This window comes from Labrenzia sp. VG12 (assembly GCF_002237595.1).
Taxonomy (GTDB): domain Bacteria; phylum Pseudomonadota; class Alphaproteobacteria; order Rhizobiales; family Stappiaceae; genus Roseibium.
This window is the reverse complement of sequence record NZ_CP022529.1, coordinates 4,829,855-4,853,920: the sequence shown is the minus strand read 5'-3', so window position 1 is coordinate 4,853,920 and position 24,066 is coordinate 4,829,855. Positions and strand designations below refer to the sequence as shown.

General features: G+C 59.0%; 22 protein-coding genes. 11 read left to right on the top strand and 11 right to left on the bottom strand.

Annotated elements, in window-relative coordinates; genetic code table 11:
• Positions 1-3 precede the first annotated feature (3 nt).
• From CHH27_RS22480 to CHH27_RS22470, 3 genes are read left to right on the top strand one after another with little or no spacing between them, the layout of a single operon-like run.
• Positions 4-438, top strand: a complete 435-nt coding sequence (locus CHH27_RS22480; RefSeq protein ID WP_157739049.1) for a TadE/TadG family type IV pilus assembly protein — start codon at positions 4-6, stop codon at positions 436-438.
• On the top strand, positions 422-856 hold the full coding sequence (locus CHH27_RS22475) for a TadE/TadG family type IV pilus assembly protein (RefSeq protein WP_094073575.1): 435 nt from the start codon (positions 422-424) through the stop codon (positions 854-856). Before CHH27_RS22480 ends, CHH27_RS22475 begins: the two co-directional genes overlap by 17 nt.
• Positions 857-889: 33 nt before the next feature.
• Positions 890-1,243: a hypothetical protein gene (locus CHH27_RS22470; protein WP_094073574.1), complete on the top strand. Its 354-nt coding sequence runs from the start codon at positions 890-892 to the stop codon at positions 1,241-1,243.
• Between the two features lie 78 nt (positions 1,244-1,321).
• Here the strand turns inward: CHH27_RS22470 and CHH27_RS22465 are convergent, their stop codons facing one another.
• The 8 genes from CHH27_RS22465 to CHH27_RS22430 form a co-directional block, all read right to left on the bottom strand.
• On the bottom strand, positions 1,322-2,341 hold the full coding sequence (locus tag CHH27_RS22465; protein ID WP_094073573.1) for a LacI family DNA-binding transcriptional regulator: 1,020 nt from the start codon (positions 2,339-2,341) through the stop codon (positions 1,322-1,324).
• A 21-nt stretch (positions 2,342-2,362) separates the two neighbouring features.
• Positions 2,363-3,841 carry a glycerophosphodiester phosphodiesterase family protein gene (locus CHH27_RS22460; protein WP_198338269.1) on the bottom strand — a complete coding sequence of 493 codons (1,479 nt, stop codon included), beginning with the start codon at positions 3,839-3,841 and terminating at the stop codon, positions 2,363-2,365.
• 10 nt (positions 3,842-3,851) lie between these two features.
• Positions 3,852-4,910, bottom strand: coding sequence for an ABC transporter ATP-binding protein (locus tag CHH27_RS22455; protein ID WP_094073571.1), 1,059 nt, complete (start codon positions 4,908-4,910; stop codon positions 3,852-3,854).
• Positions 4,910-5,737 (bottom strand): carbohydrate ABC transporter permease, encoded by an 828-nt coding sequence (locus CHH27_RS22450; protein WP_094073570.1) that lies wholly within the window; start codon positions 5,735-5,737, stop codon positions 4,910-4,912. Before CHH27_RS22450 ends, CHH27_RS22455 begins: the two co-directional genes overlap by 1 nt.
• Before the next feature lie 8 nt (positions 5,738-5,745).
• Positions 5,746-7,050 carry a carbohydrate ABC transporter permease gene (locus tag CHH27_RS22445; RefSeq protein WP_094074941.1) on the bottom strand — a complete coding sequence of 435 codons (1,305 nt, stop codon included), beginning with the start codon at positions 7,048-7,050 and terminating at the stop codon, positions 5,746-5,748.
• Between the two features lie 69 nt (positions 7,051-7,119).
• Positions 7,120-8,490: an ABC transporter substrate-binding protein gene (locus CHH27_RS22440; protein WP_094073569.1), complete on the bottom strand. Its 1,371-nt coding sequence runs from the start codon at positions 8,488-8,490 to the stop codon at positions 7,120-7,122.
• 215 nt (positions 8,491-8,705) lie between these two features.
• Entirely contained in the window at positions 8,706-10,700 is a 1,995-nt protein-coding gene (locus CHH27_RS22435; protein WP_094073568.1) for an alkaline phosphatase D family protein, read from the bottom strand.
• Complete coding sequence (locus CHH27_RS22430) at positions 10,690-12,039, bottom strand: DUF2252 family protein (protein ID WP_094073567.1); 1,350 nt, start codon at positions 12,037-12,039, stop codon at positions 10,690-10,692. The genes CHH27_RS22435 and CHH27_RS22430 overlap by 11 nt, the downstream gene beginning before the upstream one ends.
• Before the next feature lie 357 nt (positions 12,040-12,396).
• Here CHH27_RS22430 and CHH27_RS22425 point away from each other — a divergent pair, with 357 nt between their 5' ends.
• From CHH27_RS22425 to CHH27_RS22410, 4 genes are all read left to right on the top strand, one after another.
• A complete protein-coding gene (locus CHH27_RS22425; RefSeq protein ID WP_094073566.1) occupies positions 12,397-12,789 on the top strand; it encodes a hypothetical protein in 393 nt (130 codons plus the stop codon).
• Between the two features lie 108 nt (positions 12,790-12,897).
• Positions 12,898-13,509, top strand: a complete 612-nt coding sequence (locus CHH27_RS22420; RefSeq protein ID WP_094073565.1) for a Spy/CpxP family protein refolding chaperone — start codon at positions 12,898-12,900, stop codon at positions 13,507-13,509.
• A 132-nt stretch (positions 13,510-13,641) separates the two neighbouring features.
• Entirely contained in the window at positions 13,642-14,328 is a 687-nt protein-coding gene (locus tag CHH27_RS22415) for a response regulator (protein WP_094073564.1), read from the top strand.
• A 5-nt stretch (positions 14,329-14,333) separates the two neighbouring features.
• Positions 14,334-15,629: an ATP-binding protein gene (locus CHH27_RS22410; RefSeq protein ID WP_094073563.1), complete on the top strand. Its 1,296-nt coding sequence runs from the start codon at positions 14,334-14,336 to the stop codon at positions 15,627-15,629.
• A 52-nt stretch (positions 15,630-15,681) separates the two neighbouring features.
• Here the strand turns inward: CHH27_RS22410 and CHH27_RS22405 are convergent, their stop codons facing one another.
• Positions 15,682-16,275, bottom strand: a complete 594-nt coding sequence (locus CHH27_RS22405; RefSeq protein ID WP_094073562.1) for a bifunctional 2-polyprenyl-6-hydroxyphenol methylase/3-demethylubiquinol 3-O-methyltransferase UbiG — start codon at positions 16,273-16,275, stop codon at positions 15,682-15,684.
• A gap of 478 nt (positions 16,276-16,753) precedes the next feature.
• On the opposite strand from CHH27_RS22405, the gene CHH27_RS22400 reads away from it, so the two are divergent.
• Positions 16,754-17,989 carry a tyrosine-type recombinase/integrase gene (locus tag CHH27_RS22400; RefSeq protein ID WP_094073561.1) on the top strand — a complete coding sequence of 412 codons (1,236 nt, stop codon included), beginning with the start codon at positions 16,754-16,756 and terminating at the stop codon, positions 17,987-17,989.
• A gap of 252 nt (positions 17,990-18,241) precedes the next feature.
• Positions 18,242-20,191: a multiheme c-type cytochrome gene (locus tag CHH27_RS22395; protein ID WP_094073560.1), complete on the top strand. Its 1,950-nt coding sequence runs from the start codon at positions 18,242-18,244 to the stop codon at positions 20,189-20,191.
• 30 nt (positions 20,192-20,221) lie between these two features.
• Here CHH27_RS22395 and CHH27_RS22390 read toward each other — a convergent pair whose 3' ends face one another.
• Positions 20,222-21,124: a LysR family transcriptional regulator gene (locus CHH27_RS22390; RefSeq protein WP_094073559.1), complete on the bottom strand. Its 903-nt coding sequence runs from the start codon at positions 21,122-21,124 to the stop codon at positions 20,222-20,224.
• A gap of 194 nt (positions 21,125-21,318) precedes the next feature.
• Here CHH27_RS22390 and CHH27_RS22380 point away from each other — a divergent pair, with 194 nt between their 5' ends.
• On the top strand, positions 21,319-21,801 hold the full coding sequence (locus CHH27_RS22380; protein WP_094073557.1) for a hypothetical protein: 483 nt from the start codon (positions 21,319-21,321) through the stop codon (positions 21,799-21,801).
• Here the strand turns inward: CHH27_RS22380 and CHH27_RS28675 are convergent.
• Positions 21,792-22,352, bottom strand: a complete 561-nt coding sequence (locus CHH27_RS28675) for a TetR/AcrR family transcriptional regulator (protein ID WP_094073556.1) — start codon at positions 22,350-22,352, stop codon at positions 21,792-21,794. The genes CHH27_RS22380 and CHH27_RS28675 overlap by 10 nt on opposite strands.
• A gap of 118 nt (positions 22,353-22,470) precedes the next feature.
• Here CHH27_RS28675 and CHH27_RS22370 point away from each other — a divergent pair, with 118 nt between their 5' ends.
• Complete coding sequence (locus CHH27_RS22370; RefSeq protein ID WP_094073555.1) at positions 22,471-24,051, top strand: sulfatase-like hydrolase/transferase; 1,581 nt, start codon at positions 22,471-22,473, stop codon at positions 24,049-24,051.
• Positions 24,052-24,066 lie beyond the last annotated feature (15 nt).

Below are 24,066 nucleotides of genomic sequence, written 5' to 3'. Positions count from 1 at the left end.
GCGATGAAGGACCTCCTACCCCCAAGTCTGTCCCTGCTGATCTCCGATCTGCGCGCGGTTGCCGCGGTGGAAATGGCCCTGGTCGCTCCGTTTCTGATCTTCGGCCTGCTGATGATGCTCGATATTGGCATGGCGGTTCGAGAAGGTCTCAATCTCGATCACAGCACCCGGGTCGGCGCACAGGCGGTGATGTCGAACATCAACGAGGCCAACGATATCTCGAACCTGATTCTGGCCTCGGCAAACGAGCCGGACAAAGTCACGATCGCGGTGGAGAAAACCTGTAGCTGCGACGGGTTGGCTGTTGATTGCGCGAACTGGTGTTCGGCCAAGGAACCGCCTTCGGTCTTTCTCAACATCAGTGCGGTCAAGCTGCACAAGGGCTTTCTTCTTCCACCCTTCAATCTGGAGTCGGAGACACATGTCCAGATCCGTTAGGCGCCTGTCAGGCCTGCGCGTCCGGCGACGACTGCTCCAGGACCGGAGCGGTGCGACAGCCGTGGAACTGTCGCTCGTTTTGCCGTTCTTTCTGATGATCTTTCTCGCGATTGTCGAGATTGGCCAGGCGCTTCAGACCTGGAACGAAGTTCACCACGCACTTGGCCGCGCCATCCGGCTGGTCAACATTGATGCGTCAACCACGCCGAGCGAAATCAACGAGGCAATGCGCGCCTACCTGACCGGTGTGGACGCCGACACCCTCACCGTAACGGCGGAACAGGTGACCACGTCAGGAATTGATCACATCAAGATTTCCGTCGGCATCCCGTTTGATATCGTTCTGCCCTTTGCCGACATCTCGACGATCAACATCCATGTCGACAGGACAACGCCGATCCTGAGTGCAACCAGATAGATCCTTGCAAGTTTAGGGACGCAGGAGACCCATATGCTGAAACAGCCCGATATCGAGGAAACCACCGGTTTCTGGAACGACGTTGATCCGGAAGTTGTCGTCGATCTGAACAACTATCAGAAAGACGCCATACTGGATGCGGTCCGGCGTCGCGGGAACCACCAGCACGCGGCAGATATTCGGCTCAGTCTTTTTGGCTATTTTCTGGTGGTCCTGTTCGGGCGCGAACGCCGAAGCTCCGACAGGCTCAAGCGCGAACGTGCGCGTCGACCGGTCATGACCTTCAACAACCTGCTGTTGATTGCAGTCCTTTGGGGCTCTTTGATCTACACGCTCTATTCGCTGCTGCCGCGGGCCATCGAAGCCATTTTGAAGCTGCTTTTCTGACTCGCGAAAAGACGGTAACGCGATCACACCGGGACGGCTTAGATCAGGAGAGTATGAACGGTTTGAGCGTTCGTTCCCCTATCTGCCTCGGGTCGTGCCACGCTGCACGAGGCTGATATCACATTCACGGATCTGTTGCGGCAGGTCGGGGTTTTCCAGTCGCTGCATCAAGAGATCCAGGGTGATCTCGCAAAGTGCCTTGCGGCTTTGCAGGATAGTGGTGAGATCGTAGGCCTTCCAGGACGCCTGAGCGATGTCATCATACCCGATGACCTGAATGTCCTCCGGCACACGCAGGCCATGTTCATGGCGCAGGCCATCCAGAACGCCGAGTGCCAGATAATCCGCGGTGCAAAAGATGCCGTCTATCTCCGATTTCACCCTGTTGACGAACTCAGCCGCGGCAAGCCCACCGTCATAAGACTGGGTGCCGCAGGCGATCCGGGTCACCGCTACACCGCCAGCATTGGCGGCCTGTTCAAAGGACAGTGCCCGGCCATTGATGGAATAGGAGGAGTTTTCGGGCGTCACGACCGCGAGCTTCTTGCAGCCGCAGAACACGAGGTGGTCATAGGCCATACGGCCGCCAGCTTCGAAGGCCGTGACCACCCGGTCGACCGGCGCACCGGGGTCCCGTTTGTTGACGACCACAAGCGGCACACCGTTGTCGAGACATTCCCGGCAGATCGATTCCGGTGGCGTATCGGAGGTGACGATCACGCCTGCGACGCTGTATTGCAATAGCGAGCCGATCAGATCGGCGACATCGGCAGACGGTTCTCCCCGGATCAGGATTGGCCGGAAACCGCGCTCCAGAAGACCCTGTGTCAGGAGATCGATCTGCTCGGCCCGGAAGGGATTGTCGAGATCGGCGGCCACCACGCCGACCAGATCCGATTTCTGCTTGTGGAGCGAGCGTGCCAGTACGTTGACGCGGTAGCCAAGTTCACGCGCAGCAGCAATCACCTTGTCCCGCGTTTCCTTGGAGACGCTGGCCCCGTCAGTGAAGGTCCGGGACACGGCAGACCTTGAAACTCCCGCCAGCCTGGCAACGTCAAATGAATTGACTGTTTTTTTGGGCCCAGTGGCGTCAGACATCCTGTTTCCTTCTTGGGGTCGTCAAGCCCCTGGTTTCCTTGCTGCCAACTGACGCGCAACCCGGAACGGTTCGTTGACGTTAAAGAGGTCCGGTTCAAGCAGCAACAACCGGTCGATCTCTTCCGGATCATGTCCCATGTAGGCAATCATAACCTTGCGGCCGGCGCGGCGAACCTTCACGATTTCGTCTGCGTTTGCGTTTTTCGCATTGAATTCGATGATGTCCGCATCAAAGGTGGTGAGGCAGTCCTGCAGGCTGTCAAAATCTTCCGGCCGCGCCATCAACCGCGCTTCCGGAAAGGCATACCGGATCTCGCGAAGACAATCCTGTTTCCAGGACCAGAAAAAGACGTTTTCCGGTGCAAGCTGCTTCAGAACAGTCTCGGCCGTGCGGATCGGATCCGCCTGCTTGAGTTCGACATAGAGCCTGCCGCCCCTTTTTGCGGCAAGACCTGTCACCTCGTCGAGCGACGGGAGGCTGGTCCCCTTAAAAAACGCATCGAACCAGGATCCCGCATCAAGGGTGCGGAGCTCTTTCAAGGTCTTTTTGGAGACCGGACCGGCTCGGTTTGTCGTCCGGGTCAAATCGCCGTCGTGCAGAACCACCAGATGTCCATCGGACGTCTCGCGCACATCGATCTCGACATAGTCGAAGCCGGCCGACCAGGCCGCCGTCGCTGCCGGTAGCGTATTTTCCGGCGCAATCTTGCAGGCGCCTCGATGGCAGACGATTTCCGGATGGTTTGGCCGCGGGGACCGGTACCGGCTGACCATTTCCGGTTGGTCGGAACAGATACCAAGGACCGGCAACCCAACCAAGGCGTCGACAACCTCGGGGCGCTCTTCATGCCAGGTGACCACCGGCAGTCCGCGTTTGCCTGCCTCGTCAAAAAACAGTTTGTCCAGAAGCTTGTCCGGCCGGTCGCCAGCCCGCTCCCAACAGGGATGGATGATCTCCGCCCCGCACGCGTCCGCGATTGCGAAAGGGTCCCTGTTCAGGCCGACCAGGATCGACACCGGATAGGGAGAACCGCGCTCCAGCAGCTCAGCACAATAGTCGGGTGTGTTCGCCCCGACGATGCATTTCGCAATCCCGTGCCCTTGAAGGATGTCGATCGCCTTTGTGGCCGCATCCGCTTCCTTGGCATCCAGATAAATTCCGGCGCCAAGAGACGCAGCCAAGGAGGCGACTTCGACAAAGAGCGGGACAGACCGCCCTGCGGCCGACGTGAGATCCTGCAGCTCGCGAGCGGTGAGCTCCGAGACCGGTCGGTTGACATTGCAGGCCTTCTTGAGGTCGGCGTCGTGGAACGCAACCGGGATCCCGTCTGCCGTCAGGCGAACGTCCACTTCCCACATGTCAGCGCCAAGCTCATGGGCAACTTGAAAAGCCCGCAAGGTGTTGTCAAACGCATAGGCGCTCGCCCCACGGTGGGCGATGGAAAGGGGCGGTCCCTCATGTGCCTTGACCCAGTCTCGGTCCGATGGTGCCCTGGTCATGCAAACACCATCAAAGCCGGGCGCCATCCGGACCGAAGGCAAGGATGCGATCCTGTGCAATGCCCCAGGTGACCTCCTCCCCCATCTGAAAACCGCCGCCCTGGGATTGGATCGACCGCAGCACGGCACCGTTTTCCAGCGTCACGTCGTAAAGCTCTTCCCTGCCTTGCGTTTCAACAAAGCTGATCTTGCCCGTCACTTTCAGATCATTGCCGGGCTGGAAGAATTCGGGCCGGATGCCGAAGCGCATTGGCGCCCCATTGTCCGGCAGCCGGATGCTGGACGGCACCGGAAGCGTGATTTCTGAATTGGCCAGACGGAACGTCTCGCCCTGGACCGAGCCCTCCAGAAAGGCGATCGGCGGGTTGCCGAGAAAACCGGCGACAAAATCGGATGCCGGGTTTTCATACATGTCACGCGGGGCGGAGAGCTGAACGATCCTGCCCTTGTCCATGATCGCGATCCGGTCGCACATGGACATCGCCTCGACCTGGTCATGGGTCACCAGCACGGCGGTGATGCCGGTCGCCAGCTGAATGCGGCGGATCTCGGAGCGCATCTCGAGACGCAGCTTGGCATCGAGATTGGCAAGCGGCTCGTCGAGCAGGAGAATGTCCGGCTTGCGCACCAGCGCCCGGGCAAGCGCGACGCGCTGCTGCTGACCGCCGGAAAGCTGGGCCGGCTTGCGCTTCAAGAGTTCGCCGATATGCACCAGCCCGGCGATCTCCTCGACCTGCCGCTCGATCTCGGCGCGGCTGTCCTTGCGCACCTTCAGCGGGAAGGCAATGTTGTCGAAGACATTCATATGCGGGTAGAGCGCATAATTCTGGAAGACGACGCCGACATTGCGCTTCTGGGAAGAGAGCGTGGTGACGTCCTTGTCGCCAAACAGCAGGCGTCCACCATTCATGCGGTGAATGCCGCAAATCGCGAACAGTGTTGTCGACTTGCCGCAGCCGGACGGGCCGAGAAGGGCCATCATCTCGCCGCTCTTGATCTCCAGCGACATGTCCTTGATGACGGTGGTGTCGCCGAAGGTCTTGGTGAAGTTTTCGATGGAAATACGCATCAGCCCTTCGTGCCTCCGCCATAGATGTTCATGAGCTTCTTGTTGAAGATCAGGTAGATGAGAATGACCGGCAGCGCATAGAAAACGCCGACCGTCTTGAAGAGATTGAAGTCCGGCTTGACGTCGTCGATGATCAGGTTCTGCAGGTAAACGCCAAGCACCTGGGCATTGGCGCCGGGCGCCAGGATCTGGGGCAGGAGGAACTCGCTCCAACCGGACAGAAACGCAAAGATGCCGAGGGCGGTCAGACCGGGCTGGACCTGCGGCAGCACCAGCTTCCACCAGACGGTGAAGCGGCTGGCACCGTCCTGAAGCCCGGCCATCTCGATCTCCCAGGGCACGTTGTCGTAGAACCCTTTCATGATCCAGATGCCGAACGGCAGCTCGAGCGCCGCCTTGACCAGGATCACCCCGACAAGCGTGTCGTAAAGGCCGATCATCTGCAGGATCAGGAAGATGGCGATGATCAGGGTGATCGTCGGGAAGGCGTGCAGGATGATAAGGCCGGCCAGGAACATGCCGCGAAAGGGCATGTTGAGGCGTGAAAGCGCATAACCGGACGTCAGCGACACCGACAGGACCAGAAGCGTTGACGCGCAGGCGAAGATGAACGTGTTGAGTGTGACGGGCCAGACAGACGCCCGGCCCGTGCCCGGCGCATCCCACAGGAAACGCCAGTGCTCCAGGGAGAAGTCGGTCGGGATCAGCGAGCCGGCCGGACTGACCGTGACCGTGTCCAGAACCAGGTAGACATACATGATCACCAGCGGCGTCGATGTCAGGCCAAGCGCCAGGAGGATCGGCCAGGTCTTGAAATTGTTGCTCATGGCGGTTCCTAGTTCTCGATCCGCGGTTTGCTGATCATCGTCTTGAAATCGAACAGGCGGAGATAGAGCAGCGAAGCGATAATCCCGATCGCCACCAGCACCATGGCCAATGCTGCGCCATAGCCGTATTCCAGATTGCCGCCATAATTGTTGAGCGCGATCGAGAAAGCGTAGAACGCCCAGACGCTTGTCGCGCTGCCAGGCCCACCGTCGGTCGACAGATAGATGTATTCAAACGAAGTCAGCAGCGAGAGCGTCTGGTAGGCGGTCGTGAAGAGGATCGGCCAGCGCAGCTGAGGCAGAATGATGTACCAGACCTGCTGCATCCGGCTGGCGCCATCGACCTCGCTGGCATAGAGCATGGAAGACGGGATCGCCCGGATCGCACTGGAGAACAGGATCATGCCCATGGATGCCCCGACAAAGCCGTTGATCAGGATCACCACGATCCAGGCGTGATAGGCGGTGTCGAGCATCAGGTTGCGTGCCGGCACACCAAAGAAACTCAGAAGGGTCGACAGGAAGCCCGTGTCCCAGGTGAGCCACTTCCACATCAGCACATAAAGCACCGGTGGCAGAATGCGCGGCAGGAACCAGATGGTGCGGAAGGCGGCCGCCTGTCCCGATGGCAGATAGAAAGTCGCAATCGCCAGGAAAAGCCCAAAGCCGATGTTGAAGGCCAGGGTGAAGCCGACATAGATCGCCGTGTTGGTGGCGGCGCGGTATGTCGACGGCAGCGACGCCATCCTGTCGTAATTCTCGTTGGTCCAAACCCAGCCCGTATAGGCTTCGCGTGTGATTTCCGCGCGTTGTTCCGGGCTCAAGGACAGGCCCAACTCATCCAGGTTCTCAAGAAACACCGTTTCACTGTCAAAGCGGGTGTTGAGCAGCGAGCGTTTGAAGAGATCGGCGGCCTTTTTCAGGTCGCGGGTCGAGCGCGGGCGGGATTTCAGCTTTTTCAGGTCCCGCTCCAGGCTGCGGCGGCCATCATAAGTCCTGCCGGAATAGGCCTTGGCGATTTCGCTCGCAAAAGCCTTGCCATAGTCCCTTTCAACGGCCGCCAGTCCGGCGTCGTCAATCTTGAAGAGGTCGGCCTCGAGCCGATTGACTGCTTTTTCGTCAAATCCGGACTGCTTCAGATCCCGCACCATCTCGGGCGTGACCTCGTAAGCGCCACCGGTGATGCCGGTGGCGGTGCTCATGGAGGTGAAGGAAAACACCCCGGTCAGGATCACCGGCATCAGGAAAAACAGGATGGAAAGGATCAGCGCCGGTGCCATGAAACACAGGCCGAACAAGTCTGCGCGCCGCATCATTTGCCTCTTGGAAAGAAAATGGCCGGACAGCTAGGGAGTGAGCGCTGTCCGGCCAAGGTGGTCCGCTTAGCGAACGATCAGGTCGTCGCCGAGAGTCGCTTTCATCTCAGCTTCCACTTCAGCCACGGCTTCCGCAGGGGTCTTGGTACCGGTCCAGGCGGTTTCCAGGCCCTTGAACATCAGTTCGGAGAACTGGCCGTACTTGATATGGTTCGGCTGGGCGTTGGCATGCGGCAGCAGGCGCTCGGTGGCTTCGGCCGCCCAACGGTCGTTTGCATAGAACTCGATGTTCGACTGTTCCCTGGAAATGCCAAGGTGGGCCGACTTGATCGCATGCAGGGAGTTGATGCGCGGCTCGGAAGCGATCTTGATCAGCTGGGCAGCGATCTCGACGGCTTCTTCATCCTGCTGCTGGGTCAGGAGATAGGCCAGCGGGTGCGTGATGGTGTTGGCACGGCCGTTTTCATTGCCGGCCGGGATCAGCGTGAACTGGATGTTGCCGAAGAAATCGTCCAGGCCTTCCTTGCCGGTGTAACGGGCATAGTGCCAGGTGCCACCATGCCACAGAGCCGCCTTGCCGGAAGCCACTTCGGAATACCACTGGGCCCAGTCCGTGCCGATGTGGTTCTTGCGGGTGACGCCGGCTTCAACGGCATCGACGAAGAACTGGTAGAAATCGGTCATGGCCTTTTTGTCGAGAACCAGCTTGCCGGTCTCGCTGTCGATCAGTTCACCACCGAAAGACTGGTAGAACTGGGCATAGTCCGGGCCGTTGGAAACGCGCGGATAGAAGCCGTAGCCCTGTTCCACCAGTTCCATGTCGACGGCCTTCTTGGCGTCTTCCAGAACGTTGGCGAGCGTGTATTCACCCGCTGCAACCTTGGCCGGCAGCGCGTCGATCTCTTCGTCGGAATAACCGATCTTCTTCATGGTGTCTTTCCAGAAGAAGAACGGACGGCTTTCCGCGTCCTGCGGCAGGCCGACGACCTGACCGTTGTAGGACGTGATCTCAACGAGGTTTTCGTAGAGGTTGTTGAGAGGCCAGGCGTCGAGATCGACATAGTCCTCGACCGGCACGATCAGACCGGCAGAGCTCCACGGTGCAATATCGAGGTGGCTGGTGACAACAATGTTCGGTGCCGTGCCGGCTTCGGCGGCCAGGGTAACGGCCTGCTTGAACTCGGCCCAGCCGGCAAAATCGCGTTTGCCTTCCACGGTGATGTTCAGCTCTTCACCGGCCAGCTCGTATTCGCGCTCGAGCATGTCGGCCGCCATGGCGATGGCGTCGATGCGGTAGTGATCGCTGTCGTTGGAGCCGCCGGCCCAAACGGTGATGGTCAGGTCTTTTGCGACGGCTTCGCCGGCAACGGTCGCAGCTGTCAGAGCCAGAACGGCAGCTGCCGTGGACTGGCGCAGTTTGGAAAGAAGAGTGGTCATCTGGTCTCGCCTGCTGTCTGTTCAGCGCCCTCTCCTTCAACGGGATCCAGGCGCGGGTAGGACGTTTGCACACGTGTGCAATGCGCGTTTTACAGAGACGGTGTTACGGCCATGTGACAGCCGAAAATTTTCAATGGAGACCGGACTGACCTGTCTGATCTTCAGGATATCGGCAAATGATGACAGTTTGAGATGGTGCCGGAGCCACAGCGATATCAGTCCAGCCGCGCCTCCAGTTCCCGGCGTTCGAAGGGAACCGTCTTGCCCTCTGCCGTCAGCTGGCAGATGCGTGTCGGGGCACCGGTTTCATCCAGTTCCACAAGCCCGATCCCGGACGCATTCAAGATGCGCTGTCCGTGGGGCGTACCGACAGGTTTGCGTGGAATGACCTTCATGCCGCGGCGCTTGGTGAACCAGTTGAGCGGCGAGCGTGGCGCAAAGGCCCAGCGGTTGCCGAAATCGAGTGTCCGGATCAGTTTTTCCGGCCAGGTGTTCTTGATGCCGGAACTGCAGACCTGCCAGATCTCGGGGCCGTTCGCGAGTTCACCGCTCAGATCCGGCTGCCCGTGGCGCAGTTCAACGTCATAGACGAAGGAATAGTGCACATCGCCAGAAAGGATCACGAAGTGACGTGGCGTGTTGCGGTGACGGAAGACATTCAGGATTGCCCCGGCCGTCCCCGGATGCGCCATCCAGTATTCCGCGTCGACCATCAGCGGCTTGCCGATGACGGTAAAGAACTTCTGGATTGCCTCGATCAGCTTGACGCCGAAGATCGGTGCAGCCGACACCAGCAGAACAGCGTCCTTGCCGCGCAGCTGCGCCTGCAGATCCGTTGCCGCCTCCCAGTCGAGCAGCCCTGAAGGGTAATGAGAATTGCGCTCCGAGCGCCAGCGGCGGGTGCGCGTATCGAGCACGATCAAGGGCGGGTCCGTCGGCCACTGGAAATCCCAGGCCTCGAAGGCCAGAATCGCGTCGATGGCTGCATCGTGGCGGTCGGTACCCGGTGCCTCCAGCGCGTCGCGGACAGGTGCTTCCAGATCAGCCCGGAAACTCTCCGGCCGATTGCCCCAGCCCTGGTTGACCGCATAGGCCAGGATGGCGTTGCCGATCACCCTCTTGGCAAGCGGATGACCATAGGCGGCCTGCTCCCAGGCCAGCGACAGGTTCCAGTCGTCGGTAACGTCGTGATCGTCAAAGATCATCGCCGTCGGCAGATGCGCCATCAGGCGCCTGGCGGCGGGCAGGTCCTCGACAAACGTCTTCAGCGCCTCCGTCTCCTGCGCATACATGGCCTGCTCGTCTTCGCTCAAGCCGTCCGGCATCTGGAATTCGGGCATGTCCGACCAGAGGGCCGGCGACCAGACCAGCAGATACATGGCCAGCATTTCGGCCAGTGTGATCAGGTGGTTGCGGGCATGCTGGGAGGTGAAGATCGGTTTGGCGGTGCCGCCGAAGAGCACGTCGAACACTTTTGCATTCTGGTCGATTTTCGGCAGAAGCCGGTCACGGCGGTACAGCATGTCACCCACTGCGTGCAGGGCATGCCCGGAGGCCGGCAGATCGGTTTCGAGCCCGGCCAGCGTTTCATCGCGCAAGCCGAGCCTCTCGCAGGTTTCGCCGAGGGCCTGCACCATGGGTCCGGCGACATCATCCACATAGACCTGGTCACCGCTCATCACCAGCAGCGAGGGCCAGCCCTCCTCGTTGATCCCCGGCGTGTCCCGGCCCGGCAGCCGGTCCGCCAGATGCCGGTCGGCCGCCACCAACCCGTCACGCGCCTTGGCATGCGGCTTGCGGCAGGATCCGTGCAGCAACGACTTGATGCGCAGCGGCACCATGAAGCCGGGCCTCTCTGCACCGGAATAGGTGAGGTCGGGGGCCCAGACCGTATGGTCCTGCCATCCAGCTTCCGAGTCATCCTCGAACATCAGGTTCAGCCTGTAGCTGATCCAGGTTTCCGGTGGCAGCGGTGTCTCAACGGCGACATCGATCAGGAGATAGTGGAGAGACGCGCCAGCGCTGAGACACGCCAGTTCCTCTGTCCCCGGTTCCAGCACATATTCTTTGGCAGGCCCAGCTTCCGGCTGCAATTCCAACCTGACCCTTGCAGGCGCCCTCACCGCCATCCAGATCGTGACGCGGTCCGAGGTGACCTTGCGCAAAATCGGACCGGCCAGGACCGCGGGCAGACCCGCCTCATGCTGCATGTTCGTCTCCGTCTTTCCTGATCATCTCGCACAGGCGGGAATGGTCGGACACCACCTGATCGGCATATTCGCGGGCGGCATCGACCAGATCTTCGGCCTTGTCCGCAAGTGCGTCGGCCATGACGCGTTCAAAACGCACCGACCGGCGGTCGCCGCGGGAATGCGTGCGGGCCAGCGCCACGCCGCAGGCCTTGGCGTAATCCTTCAAGGCCATTGCAGGCCTGTCGGCTTCCAGCAAATCTTCCGGGTCGACTGTCAACCTGGCGTGATGGCGTGAGCGCACCAGCCAGTGCACACCGTTCCAGACCGCTTCATCCAGCACCAGGTCGGGGCGGCGCATCATGCGGCGCTGGCAATCGACCGTCAGGTGCGCCGGGTTCATCCGGTTGACAGGCGACAGGTTTGCAAAATGGTGGACCAGCGCAGCTTCGCGCTGCTGCTTGATTTCCACCACATGGGTCTCCCGAAACGCTTCGCCATCCGTCTCCCCGGCCGGGCCGACCAGAAAATAGTAGCGCTCGACGCTCAGCGAACCTGTCCCGGCACCAAGGCGGCGAGACACGTCGAGGACCGCATCGTCCAGATATGGACGGAACACGTCTTCCAGTTCATCAGCCAGGGCAGGTTCAACCGGGGCAAGCTTGCTGTTTTCGGGATCGAACCTGAAGCCGCCTCTTGTCCGCACAGCCAGCTTGGCGACCGAGGATTTCTTTTCGAAATGCTTGCCGCCCGGAGCCCGTGCCTTCGCCTTGTCCAGCGGCTTTCTCAGAAAGTGATCCTTGTCGAACCTTTTGACCGCCTTGTCCCGCTTCTCCGGATCCAATGCGGTCTTTTTCAAGGCCTTGCGATAGCACTTCAGAAAGCCTTCGGCCGCCCTGGTGGCGTCCTTCTTCCGTGGCGGTTTCTGAACCTTGAAAACCTCCGCACTGCGATAGCGGCCAGCCCCGAGGCCTTCCAGGTAATCCGCAACCAGGAACAGGGACACACAAAAGCGCGCCAGATCAAATGCTGCATGGCCCTCGGCGGCGTCGTCATAATCGTTGGGAGCCCAGATCACCGTGTCGCCATAGCTGCCTTCCTCTGTCAGGAAGCCGAAATTGGCCAGGTGACAGTCGCCGACAATCCGCGTCAACGGTGCCTGAAGAAGCTGTTCGGGCAGTTTCAGGCTGCCGGCCGCAAGGTCCGCATAGAAGATCTGCGCCGAGCCACGCAGGAACTGAAACGGCGAACCTGCCATCTTCTGGTGCTTGTCGAGGACGGGTTGGGTTTCAGGCGCTGCGCCGTCGACACGCTTCAGTTCCGCGGAAATCAGCTTCTGTCTTTTCTTGTCCGCGCTCATGCCCTGCCTCTATCGCCGCCTTGATGGGAGATCCGGTCCATGCATTGCCGCTTCCTCGTCTTCGGGCACTTTCACATATGACGCTGACCGGGAGCCTGCAACCGGTCGGTTACATTCCGCGACAAACAGCCGGGATTTCGCCACGAAGTACAGTTCACAGAGAATGCGGTGCGACTGTAGCAGCGCATGCTCCGATGGCCCCCTCCCGCGCACGGCTCCGCGCTTTACAATTCTTTACATAGAAGAAGAACGCCAGAAAACGAGACAGCTTATCTCTTCCTTGCAGAAAGGGGCACTTTCCCCAACCCGTCGCCGGCCCTGGCGGATGCCCGGCGACCCAACACAAGGAAGAAATCCATGTCACGCAATACCCAGCCGACCAGAACGCGCCGGCTGATCGCCGGAAGCCTTCTGGCGCTCGGTCTGGCATTCGCACCGACAGCCGTCCTCGCGCAGCCGCGCATGACACCGCCGCCCGTGAAGGAAATGGCCGCCGCGCTCGAATTGTCCGCAGACCAGGAAGTCGCCTTCACGCGAGTTTTCGAGGCCCATATCGCAAAGACCAAAGCCCTGATGGCCAAACACGGCATCGACCCGGATGGCGGGCGTCCGTCCTATCGAACCCGGCGGGCCATGAAAGGCGAGCTGGACCAGAACCGCGATGTGCTCGAGGCCGAGCTCGCCGAATTTCTCACGGCGGACCAGCTTGTCACGCTCAGAGAGATTGGCCCCCGCAACCTCCGGCCGTGAGGTTTCGTTCCGAGACCGGAATTCGGCCCCCTGCGACGATCCGGTCTCCCTTCCGCGACTTCTGCCTTCCTTGGTGCAGGTTGTCGCAAACAACCGAGGAGACAGGACATGTTGCACAAACTGGAGAACAAGCGCTTGAAATCCAACAACAGCAAATTCAGCCGTCTCGCCACCGCCTGCATTGTCAGCACGGGGATCCTGGCCGGCAGCGTTCTGACCGTAAACGGCGCCCCGCAGGTGACCGGCCCAGCCTCTGGGATCCTGAAGGCACAAAGCGCCGTCACTGCCTCGGACGGCTCCGGTCTTGAATTTGTCGGCTGGCGTCGTGGCGGCAAGTTTCAGGACATGAGCGATGAAGACATCGAAAAGCGGGTGTCGCGCTTCGTACAGCATGTCGCGATCGAAATTGATGCAACGCCGGAGCAGATCGACCAGATCGTCGCCATCCTGACGCCTGCGGCCATCGAGATGAAGGCCGTGCAAAAGGATCTCGCGTCGACCGGCAAGGATCTGCACGAACTGATCCTTGCGGAAAATGTCGACCGGTCTGCCGTCGAGGCCTTGCGCGCGGAAAAACTCGCGCTGGCGGACGAAGTCAGCCGGAGACTGACCAGCGTGATGATCGATGTCGCCGAAGTCCTGACGCCGGAGCAGCGCGCCACACTGGATGAAAGGATCGAGGCGTTTCGCGGCAAGCGCTTCGGTTGGCGCCGTCACTAGGCACATCGCGGCTGGCCGATGCGATCACGGGGCAGCCTCTGGACAGCAAAACATTTGAAGCCACCGCCATTTGGCTGTTCAATCGGTCCCGATTGAACAGCCTTTCTTCAGGCCTTGACACAAACAGGACCCATGCCCCAGCAGATTCTCCTGATCGAAGACGACGCCCGGCTCGCCGCGATGGTCCAGGACTATCTCGGCGGGTCCGGCTTTCAGGTGACCGTTGCCGGAACCGGTCAGAAAGGCCTCGACCTGCATCGTCAACGGCAGTTCGACGCCATCCTGCTTGACCTTATGTTGCCGGATTTCGACGGTCTTGATCTCTGCCGAACGATACGGGCGGACAACGCCACGCCCATCGTGATGCTGACGGCCAAGGGCGAACCGATGGATCGCATCATCGGCCTGGAACTGGGGGCGGACGACTACCTGCCCAAACCCTTTGAACCGAGGGAATTGCTCGCCCGGCTCAAGGCCGTCCTCCGGCGCGGCATCACCGAACCGGCACACCGGATCCTGCGCTTCGGCCGCCTGGAAATCGACCCGGATGCCATGGAGGCACGCGTCGGCGACCGGGTCTGCGATCTGACGGCGCACCAGTTCAATCTGCTGGAAATCCTGGCCAACAGGGCTGGCCGCGTATTGAGCCGCGACACCATCATGAATGCGCTGAAGGGCGAGAACCTGGCCTCCTTCGACCGGTCCATCGACGTGCATGTCTCGCGGATCCGGGCGGAAATCGAGGACGACCCGAACAAGCCGCGCCGGCTGATCACCGTACGCGGTGCCGGCTACGTCTTCGCCCGGTCACAGGACTGAGCCAGATGATCCATCCGTTTCGCAAGCTGTTTGCCCCGTTCCTGATGCGACGGCTCTACCTGCAGATCTACGGCGTCATGCTGGCCAGCCTGCTCCTGGTGGTAATCCTGTCTGCCCTCTTGTGGGAGGTGTACGGCCGCGACCGGGTCAACCGCGATGTGCTTGATTCCATCAGCCGCTTTGTGGCACTGACCCTGCCCCCGCCCGGTGCCAGCATTGCCACTCAACAGGCGACAATCGAGCGATTGGGCCAGGATCTCGAGCTGGAACTGAAGATGTTCGACGCGTCCGGCCGCCTGATCGCCAAGTGGGGCGACCCGGACATGCCCGATGACCGGTTCCACGGCCAGACCGGCTGGTTTCGCGCACACGGAGGCCCGGTTGTCGCCCTGTCCCTCCCGGACGGGCGCTGGCTCGTGGCAGATGCGGAACGGCGTCCGGGTGCGGCGCCGGTCGTGAACCTGTTGGCCGCCCTCGCCCTGATCGGTCTTTGTGTCGGTGTCGGCGTCTATCCGGTCGCGCGCCGGCTGACCAAACGCCTGGAACAATTGCAGGAAGGGGTGGAGCGGATCGGTGCCGGCGACCTGAAGGCGCGTGTCGACGTCAAGGGCCTGGATGAGGTGTCGCAGCTGGCACGCAGTTTCAACGCCTCCGCCGACAAGATCGACAAGCTGGTCTCGGCGCATCGCCTGCTCCTGGCAAATGCCAGCCACGAACTGCGCACACCACTGGCCCGCATCAAGCTGGGCCTGGAGATGGAGCAGGACCGGCCGTCTGAAGAGCGTCAGCAGGCCCTGAAACAGGACATTGCCGACCTCAACGCGCTGATCGAGGAGATCCTGATGATGAGCCGGCTGGACGCGGCGATGCCGCTTGACAGCCGTGAGCCGGTCGATCTCCTTGCCTTGATTGCGGAGGAATGCGCCAGGTTCGAGGGCTGCTCCTTTTCCGGAACCGCACCGGAGATCGAGGGCGATCCCCGTCTCCTGCATCGCATGCTCGCCAATCTGCTTGAAAACGGTCTTAAACACGGGATCCAGCCGGTCACAGTGACGCTGAGCTCCTCTGCGAACGTCGTCACGCTGGATGTTTGCGACCAGGGCCCGGGCATATCAATGGCCGAACGCGAGACAGTTTTCCAGCCTTTCTACCGCGGCCCGGATCGACAGAACATTGACGGCTACGGCCTCGGTCTGCCTCTGGTGCGCAAGATCGCACAGGCCCATGGAGGCTGGGCGGATGTCGTTGCTGTTACAGGCGGGAAGACCAGTGTTCGCGTGACCTTGCCATCCAGCCCCTAAGCTCGAAACGCCAGTCAGGGCCTTTGTAATCCTCCAGATCGTGGCGACGGTTTCAGGCTTTTTGCGACAAAAGCAACACGAAGGGATCAATTGTTCCGGCGAGCCCCGCCTCTTCGCCTTCATGGGTGTGCGTGACCTGAAAGCCAGCCGTTTCCAGATGCTCCGTCAACTCGCTGGTTTCATAAAAGACATAGAACCGTCCGAAACGGTCACGCTGTTCTCCGCTGCCCCGCTTCATGCCCAAGTGAAGAACGGCGCCAGGCAGAAGCGCTTCGTGAAGCTGCCTTAAATGCCCCGGCAGCGCAGCACGTGACGCATGCAGCAGGCTGAAATTGACCCACGCGCCATCATAGTGCGCAGATGGCAAGGGATCGCTGAAGGTTGCGCAGCGCGCATTCAGTCCGAATTGCTTGAGCGCAAGAGCCACCATTTCGGGGGAAGCATCCACGGGGTCCGGGTCGAACCCCGCGTCCTGCATATGCGCGGACGCTGTCGCCGGTCCACAGCCCCAGTCGAGAACCCGTGCGCGCTCGGGCAGCAGCGCCATGAATGCCTGCAGGGAGCCGCTTGGACGGCTGCTGGCAAACCGCGCAGCATAGTCACCGGCCTTTTCGTCATAGATGCGGATCGTTTTGCTGTCGGCCATGTGAAAGCGCCCTGTCGTTGATCCGCGCAAACTTCGTCCAAGCTGAAGCGTCTTGTCCAGAAAAGCCCCATTCACTTCTTACCCGTTCGGCGTGCGAGGCTTTCTGATTCTCATCTCACAAGCCAGTGCGGTCCGATGGAAAGGGATCCGTCACGATGCCAACGCCCATTAGTCCTGGCGAAAGGTGGAAAACCGCGTAGACCGGCAACCGCATGAGGACACGCATTCCCAGAGGAGATCAAATCAGAATTGTCGGAAGAGAAGAAATGGTGGAGCCAAGGTCCGCCATAATACATGTCTCATTTAGTGTCATTCAACATTAATGGATTTTGCAAATACCTATTTTCATTTACATATTTCGTATTTCGGATAACGTTCTCATATTAATTGGCCTCCTGAAGCCTCATCAAGTCGCACTCTTCATGATGGTCCAGATGATGGTTTTGATGGAAACGTCCAATCTGCATAGGAAACGGAAATGCTCTCTGACGCCAAAGCGAGAAAGACCAAGCCAAGCGACAAGCCGGTGTCGGACGGAACCATTCGAGGACTCTATCTCTTTCCCGGTAAGTCGGTTGGCAACGCAAAGTGGGTATTCCGGTTCGTGTCACCGGAAACCGGCAAGCGCAGAGATATGGGGCTGGGCAGCTATCCGGCTGTTTCTGTAAAAGACGCGCGGGAAAAGGGATTTCAGGCGCGTCGATTGCTTGAGAACGGCAAGGACCCGCTTAACGAGCGAAAGCGACTTTTGGAAACCGAGCAACGGAAAATGTCTATGCCGACATTTGCCGAAGCTGCGCGCCAAGTGTACCGCGATTTGAGCCCAGGGTTTCGCAATGAAAAACACTCCGGTCAGTGGATCAACACACTCGAGCAGTATGTCTTCCCTTCGATTGGGGCGGTTAAAGTCTCAAACCTAACAGCAGCGGATTTCGCTGCTGCTTTGAAACCGATCTGGTTGGAGAAGGCTGAAACCGCTTCTCGGGTCAAACAACGCTGTGACGTTGTCATGAATTGGTGTGCTGCGCGTGGTTTCATAATTGCGAGCCCGGTCGGCGTTGTCGGTCAACTGTTGCCGAAACAGCCCGGCAAGCGGGAGCGGGTGATCAATCAGCCAGCGGTTCCCTGGCGCGCTGTTCCGGATTTTGTACGAGACGTTTTGCACGCTGGCTTGCAAACTCGATCAAAACTCATGCTTGAAGTTTTGATCCTGACAGCGGCCCGCTCAGGTGAAATCAGACAGATGTCCTGGTCAGAACTGGACCTGCAGAAGGGTATTTGGACCCTGCCAGCTGAGCGCATGAAAGCGAAAATTATTCACCGAGTACCTCTCTCACCCCATTTGATCAGGCTTTTCGGAAGGCTGCGGGAAGAAGCTGACTTGGAGGCGACCAATTTGGTCTTTCCCTCACGCAAAAACACACCAGTTAGCGATATGACCCTGACCAAGTGTCTACGGGATCACAAGGTAGAAAGCGACACTCCGGGGCGCTTGGCCACAGCACATGGGTTCAGGTCGAGTTTCCGAGACTGGGCTTCGGAGAACGGATACCCACGGGATCTGGCTGAAAGAGCCCTTGCCCATACGATTCAAAATGCGACCGAGGCCGCATATCACAGAACCGATCTACTCGAGCAGCGGCGGGACATAATGCTTGCTTGGGAGGAATGGGTGTTAAGCTCAACAGGCAATTCGTCGTGCCTGAGAGCATGATACACCAGCTAACCAAGAAACAGTTTTTGCTCGCGGCGCGCGCTGGAAACGCAATCTAAGGGTGTGCAGATATCGCTATCCGATGTCGATCAAATCAACTGCGGTTCATCCGAGATGAATGCCTGCACCCGAGAGGTTGTTCGCTCTGTTCGAAAGTCGGTGTAGTGACAATAGCTTGAGAACGGTTACCTTGGCAGCATCTCCGTTTTTCAGCCTTGCCACGTTTCCCGGCTAGCCAACTGGATTGCATCTATGAAGGTATCTGCCGCTCTGGGCACTTCACTCTTTTTGTTCTTTAGCGCGCTCACTTTGGCGAAAGGACAAACCCCGATGCCCCCTGATTACGTCGGCAGCCCTTCCTGCACCAGCTGTCATCAGGCAGAGGCGGATGCCTGGGCGACGTCTCACCATGCACAAGCCTGGATGCTTCCCTCAAAAACAACAGTGGACGGCGATTTTGAAAACGCTGAGTTCACGCATCGGGGCCGAACGACCCGTTTCTTTCAAAAGAACGGGGACTATTTCATCGAAACAACCGACATTCGCGATGGACCAAAGGTACTGAAGGTCGTCGGGGTCGGTGGCGTCTATCCCCTGCAGCAATACCTGATCGAAACCGAACCTGGACGCCTGCAATCTCTTGATGTCGCCTGGGATCAGGATCTGAAGACCTGGTACCACATTTACGAGAATCAGGAGCTGAAACCGGAAGACGGCTTTCATTGGAGCGGACCTTACAAGAACTGGAATGCGCGCTGCGCCGAGTGCCATGCGACCGGCTTTCAAAAAAACTACAGTGCCCGGGAGCGCACCTATGCAAGCACACAGGCAGAAGTCGGCGTTGGCTGTGAGGCCTGCCATGGCCCCGGCGCGGCCCATGTTGCCTGGGCGGAAAACCAAGGTGGAGCGGTCAAGAGTCCCTTCCCTGGCCTTGGATCAACCGGCTTGCTGGTGGCGTTTAACGAAGACAATGCCGAAACGGAAATCCAGCAATGTGCCGGATGCCATGCGCGCCGGGAGCCCTTCGAGGACGGCAACCCGCTTCCCGGAACGCCCTTTCATGATGCGTATCGGCTCGCGCTTTTGAGGGACGGTCTATATCACGCTGACGGCCAAATCCTCGATGAGGTCTACGTTTATGGCTCGTTTCTCCAGTCAAAGATGTACGAAAAGGGAGTGCGCTGCTCCGACTGCCATGAGCCGCACAGCGGCGCGCTGCGCGCCCTGGGCAATGCCATTTGCACCCAATGTCATTCCGAGGCCGGCAACACGCGTTTTCCGAGTTTGACGCTGAAGGACTACGACGATCCCTCTCATCACTTTCATGAAACAGGTACTGCTGGCGCACAATGCGTGTCGTGCCACATGATCGAGCGCACCTACATGGGCATCGATGAACGTCGGGATCATTCCTTCCGTGTTCCACGACCCGACCTTTCCGTCAAAATCGGAGCACCGAACGCCTGTACCGATTGCCATAGCGAAAAGACCCCGCAATGGGCGGCATCAGAGCTGCAAACGCGCTTTCCGGGCAGCCCGCACCGCGGTCCTCATTTCGGCGAAACCTTTCAAGCGGCAAGAACAGGCGCCTCCGGCATCGGCCCCAATCTTCTCCAGATTGCAAAACATGAGGGTTTCCCGGCTATCATACGGGCTTCGGCGCTCGACCTCTTGAGCGCGAGTATGGAACCAGGTGTGCCGGACAAAGCTGCATCTCTCCTGGATGACAACAGCCCGATTGTTCGGGCTGCTACCCTGAAACTTCAAGGGGGATTGTCTCCTCAGAGGAAACTCGAACGTGTCCTAAAGGCTCTCAATGACCCTGCAAAGGTCGTCAGGATCGAGGCCGCCCGCCAGCTGCTCGGATTGAGACAGTTCCCACTGCCAAACGATGCCTTGGACAGCGCCCAGTCCGCATCGCAGGAATGGCAGACGTCGCTCGCCAACAAAGCGGATTTTCCCGAAACACATATGGCTATTGGCGGTGCAGGGCTGGCAATGCGCAACTGGCCGGCAGCGATTGCAGCCTTCACTGAAGTCACGGCCCTCGATCCACAATTGATCCAGGCTTGGGTGTTTTTGGTCCGCCTCAATCTTGCGCTTCAAGATCCAGCCGCAGCGCAACTGGCCCTGCAAAAGGCCCTCGTCGCGAACCCGGACGCTCCCGAGCTTCTGGAGCTCAAAGATCGGTTTCCAAAATAGCTGCCGCCTCATTGCGCTGCAGCAGCATGTTCAACGAGGCAAGAGACCCCGGCTGCGTACGTTGCGACGGATGAAGTCGGTCAGCAAACGAATGCGGAGCGGCACAGCCGTGCTTGCGGCATAAACAATGTGCAGGGGAATACTGGGAGGTGTCCAGTCAGGCAGCAACTTGACGAGGCGTCCAGACTTGAGATGCGAAGACATTACCCAGTCCGGCATCATCACCACACCGGCTCCCGCAGCAGCGTATTCGACCAGCGTGTCGCCCTGATCCGCCATCAAAGCGCTTGTGATCGGAACCTCTTTCTCCTCACCCTCGCGCGTGAACCGCCAGGTTTGAGCCGATTTCATCCGGCTGAACGTCACACAGGCATGATTGGACAGATCATCGGGCGTCTCAACCTGTCCGGCCCGGTCCAGATAAGATGGTGCGGCCGCAAGCGACAACGGATTGGAGGACAGCCGTGAAGCAACAAGGGAAGAATCTTCCAGATGCCGGGCCCGGATCGCCAGATCCACACCTTCTCCAACAATGTCGACATGCTGCTCGGTGAGAAAAGAAAGAACTTCAATCCTCGGGTATTCCTGGACGAACTCCGCGACCAGCGGGGCGATGATCAGCCGTGACAGCACGGGAGACAGGGAGAGCCGTACAAGACCTGCCGGGGTCTGGGCATCCGTCCGGATCTGTGTTTCCGCTGCATTCAACGCGTCCAGGATCCGTATGCTGTTTTCATAATAAGTTGCGCCAAGTGCTGTGAGCGTTACCTCCCGCTGATTGCGGCGTAGCAGTTGAACGCCGAGATGGGTCTCCAGGGCCGCAACACGTTTGCTGATCGTTCCCTGGGCCAGGCCCTCAAGTCTTGCAGCCTCAATGAAACTTCTGGTTTGGGCGACGCGCACGAAGGCGCGCATTGCAACAAATTGATCCATATCATGTATTCTATTTTAGAATTCTTGATATTCCAATCACGATATTGGCGCACAACCGCTTTTGTGAGAGGGTCTTCCCAGGCCAACGAGGCAACCAACAACCCGAACCAGAAACGCGCACCTCTCAAGATCACGCATTTGAGGGAACGGGAAAACTGTGGCCGTGTGCAGGCCAAATACAAGGAGATGAGGCAGTGACGGCACTTGCGGAAAAACTCTCTGACTTGTCTGTCCACGTCGGCGATATTGAGGCTCGCATTGCAGCCTTTAGGGGCACTCAGGAGAGGTTTCGGGACCAAAAGGTCAGCGCGTTAAAGTCCGGCGTTCAGGCCCGCATTGAGGACCTCGACACCCGCATTCACAATGCTGGCGATGACATCTCTTCCGTTTGGACCGGCATCAACCAGTCCTTGAAAATCAAAGCCGAACAGATCCAAGCCCTAATCGAGAGCAAGAGACAGGCGACCGATGCGCAGCGGGCCGAACATCGAACTCAGCATTTGGAGCGCAATGCTCTGCTGGCGATCGAATTTGCCGCCCTCGCAATTGAGGAGGCTGAGGTAGCGGTTTCCGAGGCGGTTGATGCCCGCCTGCACGCAAACGCGATCGCGGCCAAACACCAGCCGGATGTTGCGTTCCAACTAAACGCACCGAGCCGAAAGCAACATCAGGTTTGAACCAAAAACTTAAGCCTCCGCGACCTGAGTTCCCGGCGATCAGCCTTCTTCAGGTTCGGAAAGACCTCCCGCTCGCTCAGATGATAGGCAACAAACAAATGAGTCCGCATATCCAGATCATGGCCGCTGAAACCGAGCTGGGAAAACAGGTGTCGTACGACTTTGAGGCGCTTTTTGTTCTCTGCGCGCCAGATGCGGCGAACTTTCGGGTCAATGCGGGCCCATTGCCGAATGGCGACATCGTAAAGCGCAAGGTCAACCTGGTCGACAACATCGGCAATAAGCGCCAGTTGCTCGGCAGGACCCAATCCGGATGCCTCCTGAAGGGCCCTTTGCGGCTCGTGATCCAACTCGATCCAGTGGTCCAGCAGACTGTCCCTGAGATCTCCCAGGTCACGGAAATGATAGTAAAACCCGCTCTTTGCAACGTCGAGGCGGGCGGCAAGCCGCTCAACTCGAACGGCATCAATACCACCCTTCTTAAGCAACTCAAGAGCGGTTTCCAACCACTCCTGCTTGCCAACTCGGCCGAGGTTTTTGATCTGCGTCATTGAAGAGTTGCTAGCCGAATTCGATCATTCAGACAACTAAACGGAACCGTACAGCTGGTGTGGACGGAACCGTACATCTTCTCTAGATTGCACACCAGAGGATCGGAGGAAATCCACCATGAAAAACAGAATTGCAGGCGCCCTTTGGCTGGGAGCCTTGATGGCCTCAGTCACACCTGTTCAGGCTATAGAGCCGGATGGGCCTCAGTTGGCAAACGCCCAGCGCAATGCTGATGCATGGAGCGCAGAGGACGCGGAGATCAGTCAAAAGCTGGCAGCTCTCGAAGAGCGCTTCGGCAAGAAACCGAATATCATTTACATTTTGACAGATGACATCGGCTGGGGGGAAATGGGATGGCAAGGCGGCGGCAAACACCGCGGAACGCCGACACCTGAACTTGATAAAATGGCCTTTGAAGGCATGCGATTCTGGTCAGCCTATGCGGAACCGTCTTGCACCCCGACCCGCATCGCCATCAACACCGGCCGCCATCCTGTCCGCACCGGTCTTCTGTCAGTACTCTGGCCAGGGATGGAAGATGGTCTGTCTCCGGAAGAGGTCACGACTGCCGAACTATTGTCCGAACAAGGTTACAACACAGCCATGTGGGGCAAATGGCATTTGGGCGACCTGGAAGAGCATGCGCCAGAAAACCAGGGTTTTGACTATGCCTATTACGGGCTTTTCAACGGCGCTCCCGACTACTGGCAAGCCTCCTTTGAGGACAAGAGCGGCACCTTCCCGTTTGCCGACTTCCCAGGGTATGAAGCCTACAAGGAGGGCACAGGAATCGACCTGTCAATTGGAGGATATGTAGGCACCAAGGGAGCGGGGCGTAAGCCGATAGAAGGCACTGCAGGCCCCTTGTCACCCGAGCGTCAGGAAGCCTTCGAAAACGAGTCGATTTCGCAGATCACGAAATATGTAAAAGACAATGCGGACGATGAGAATCCCTTCTTCATCTATTGGGCTTCATATGCCCAGCAGATCGCTAACTCTCAGGAATTCCTCGACGCTCCTGGCGTGGACAAGAACAACCGTCAAGCATCCTTCCTGGCAATGCATTCCAAGCATGTTGACGAACTTCTGGAGACACTGAAAGAAGAGGGTATTGCAGAGAACACGCTTGTTGTGTGGATCAGCGACAATGGCCCCATGTATGCTTTCTGGCCGACCTCGGGCTACACGCTCTTGCGCGGCGCCAAGGGCGATGTGCTGGAAGGTGGCGTCAGGGTGCCTGCCATGGCTTGGTGGCCGGGTATGATCGAACCGGGCCAAGACCCGACCGATGTGCTCCATGTCACTGATCTCTTCACGACCGCTGCCCGCTTGGGTGGAGCCTATGACAACATCCCGAATGATCGTATCACCGACGGGATCGACCAGACCGCGCTATTCTTGAACGGTGAAGGTCATGGCCGCCGTCAGTTCATGGCCCACTACAGTGGCCCTGTTCTCGGAGCCTTCCGCTATGATGATTTCAAGATCCACATCACGGAAGGCCATGGCGGCCTGCCAGGAATGGATTTCTATAACGTGAAACGTGATCCCGGCGAAAAATACGGCGAACTTTATCCAGGCCTTTGGGTAGTCCAACCCATGCAGCAACTGCTGGGCATGCACTACGGCCGGACCAAACAATTCCCGCACCGTTCGCCGATGACACCTCAGGAATCCACGCTGACGGCGCACGACTAAGCTCGAGCCAGATCA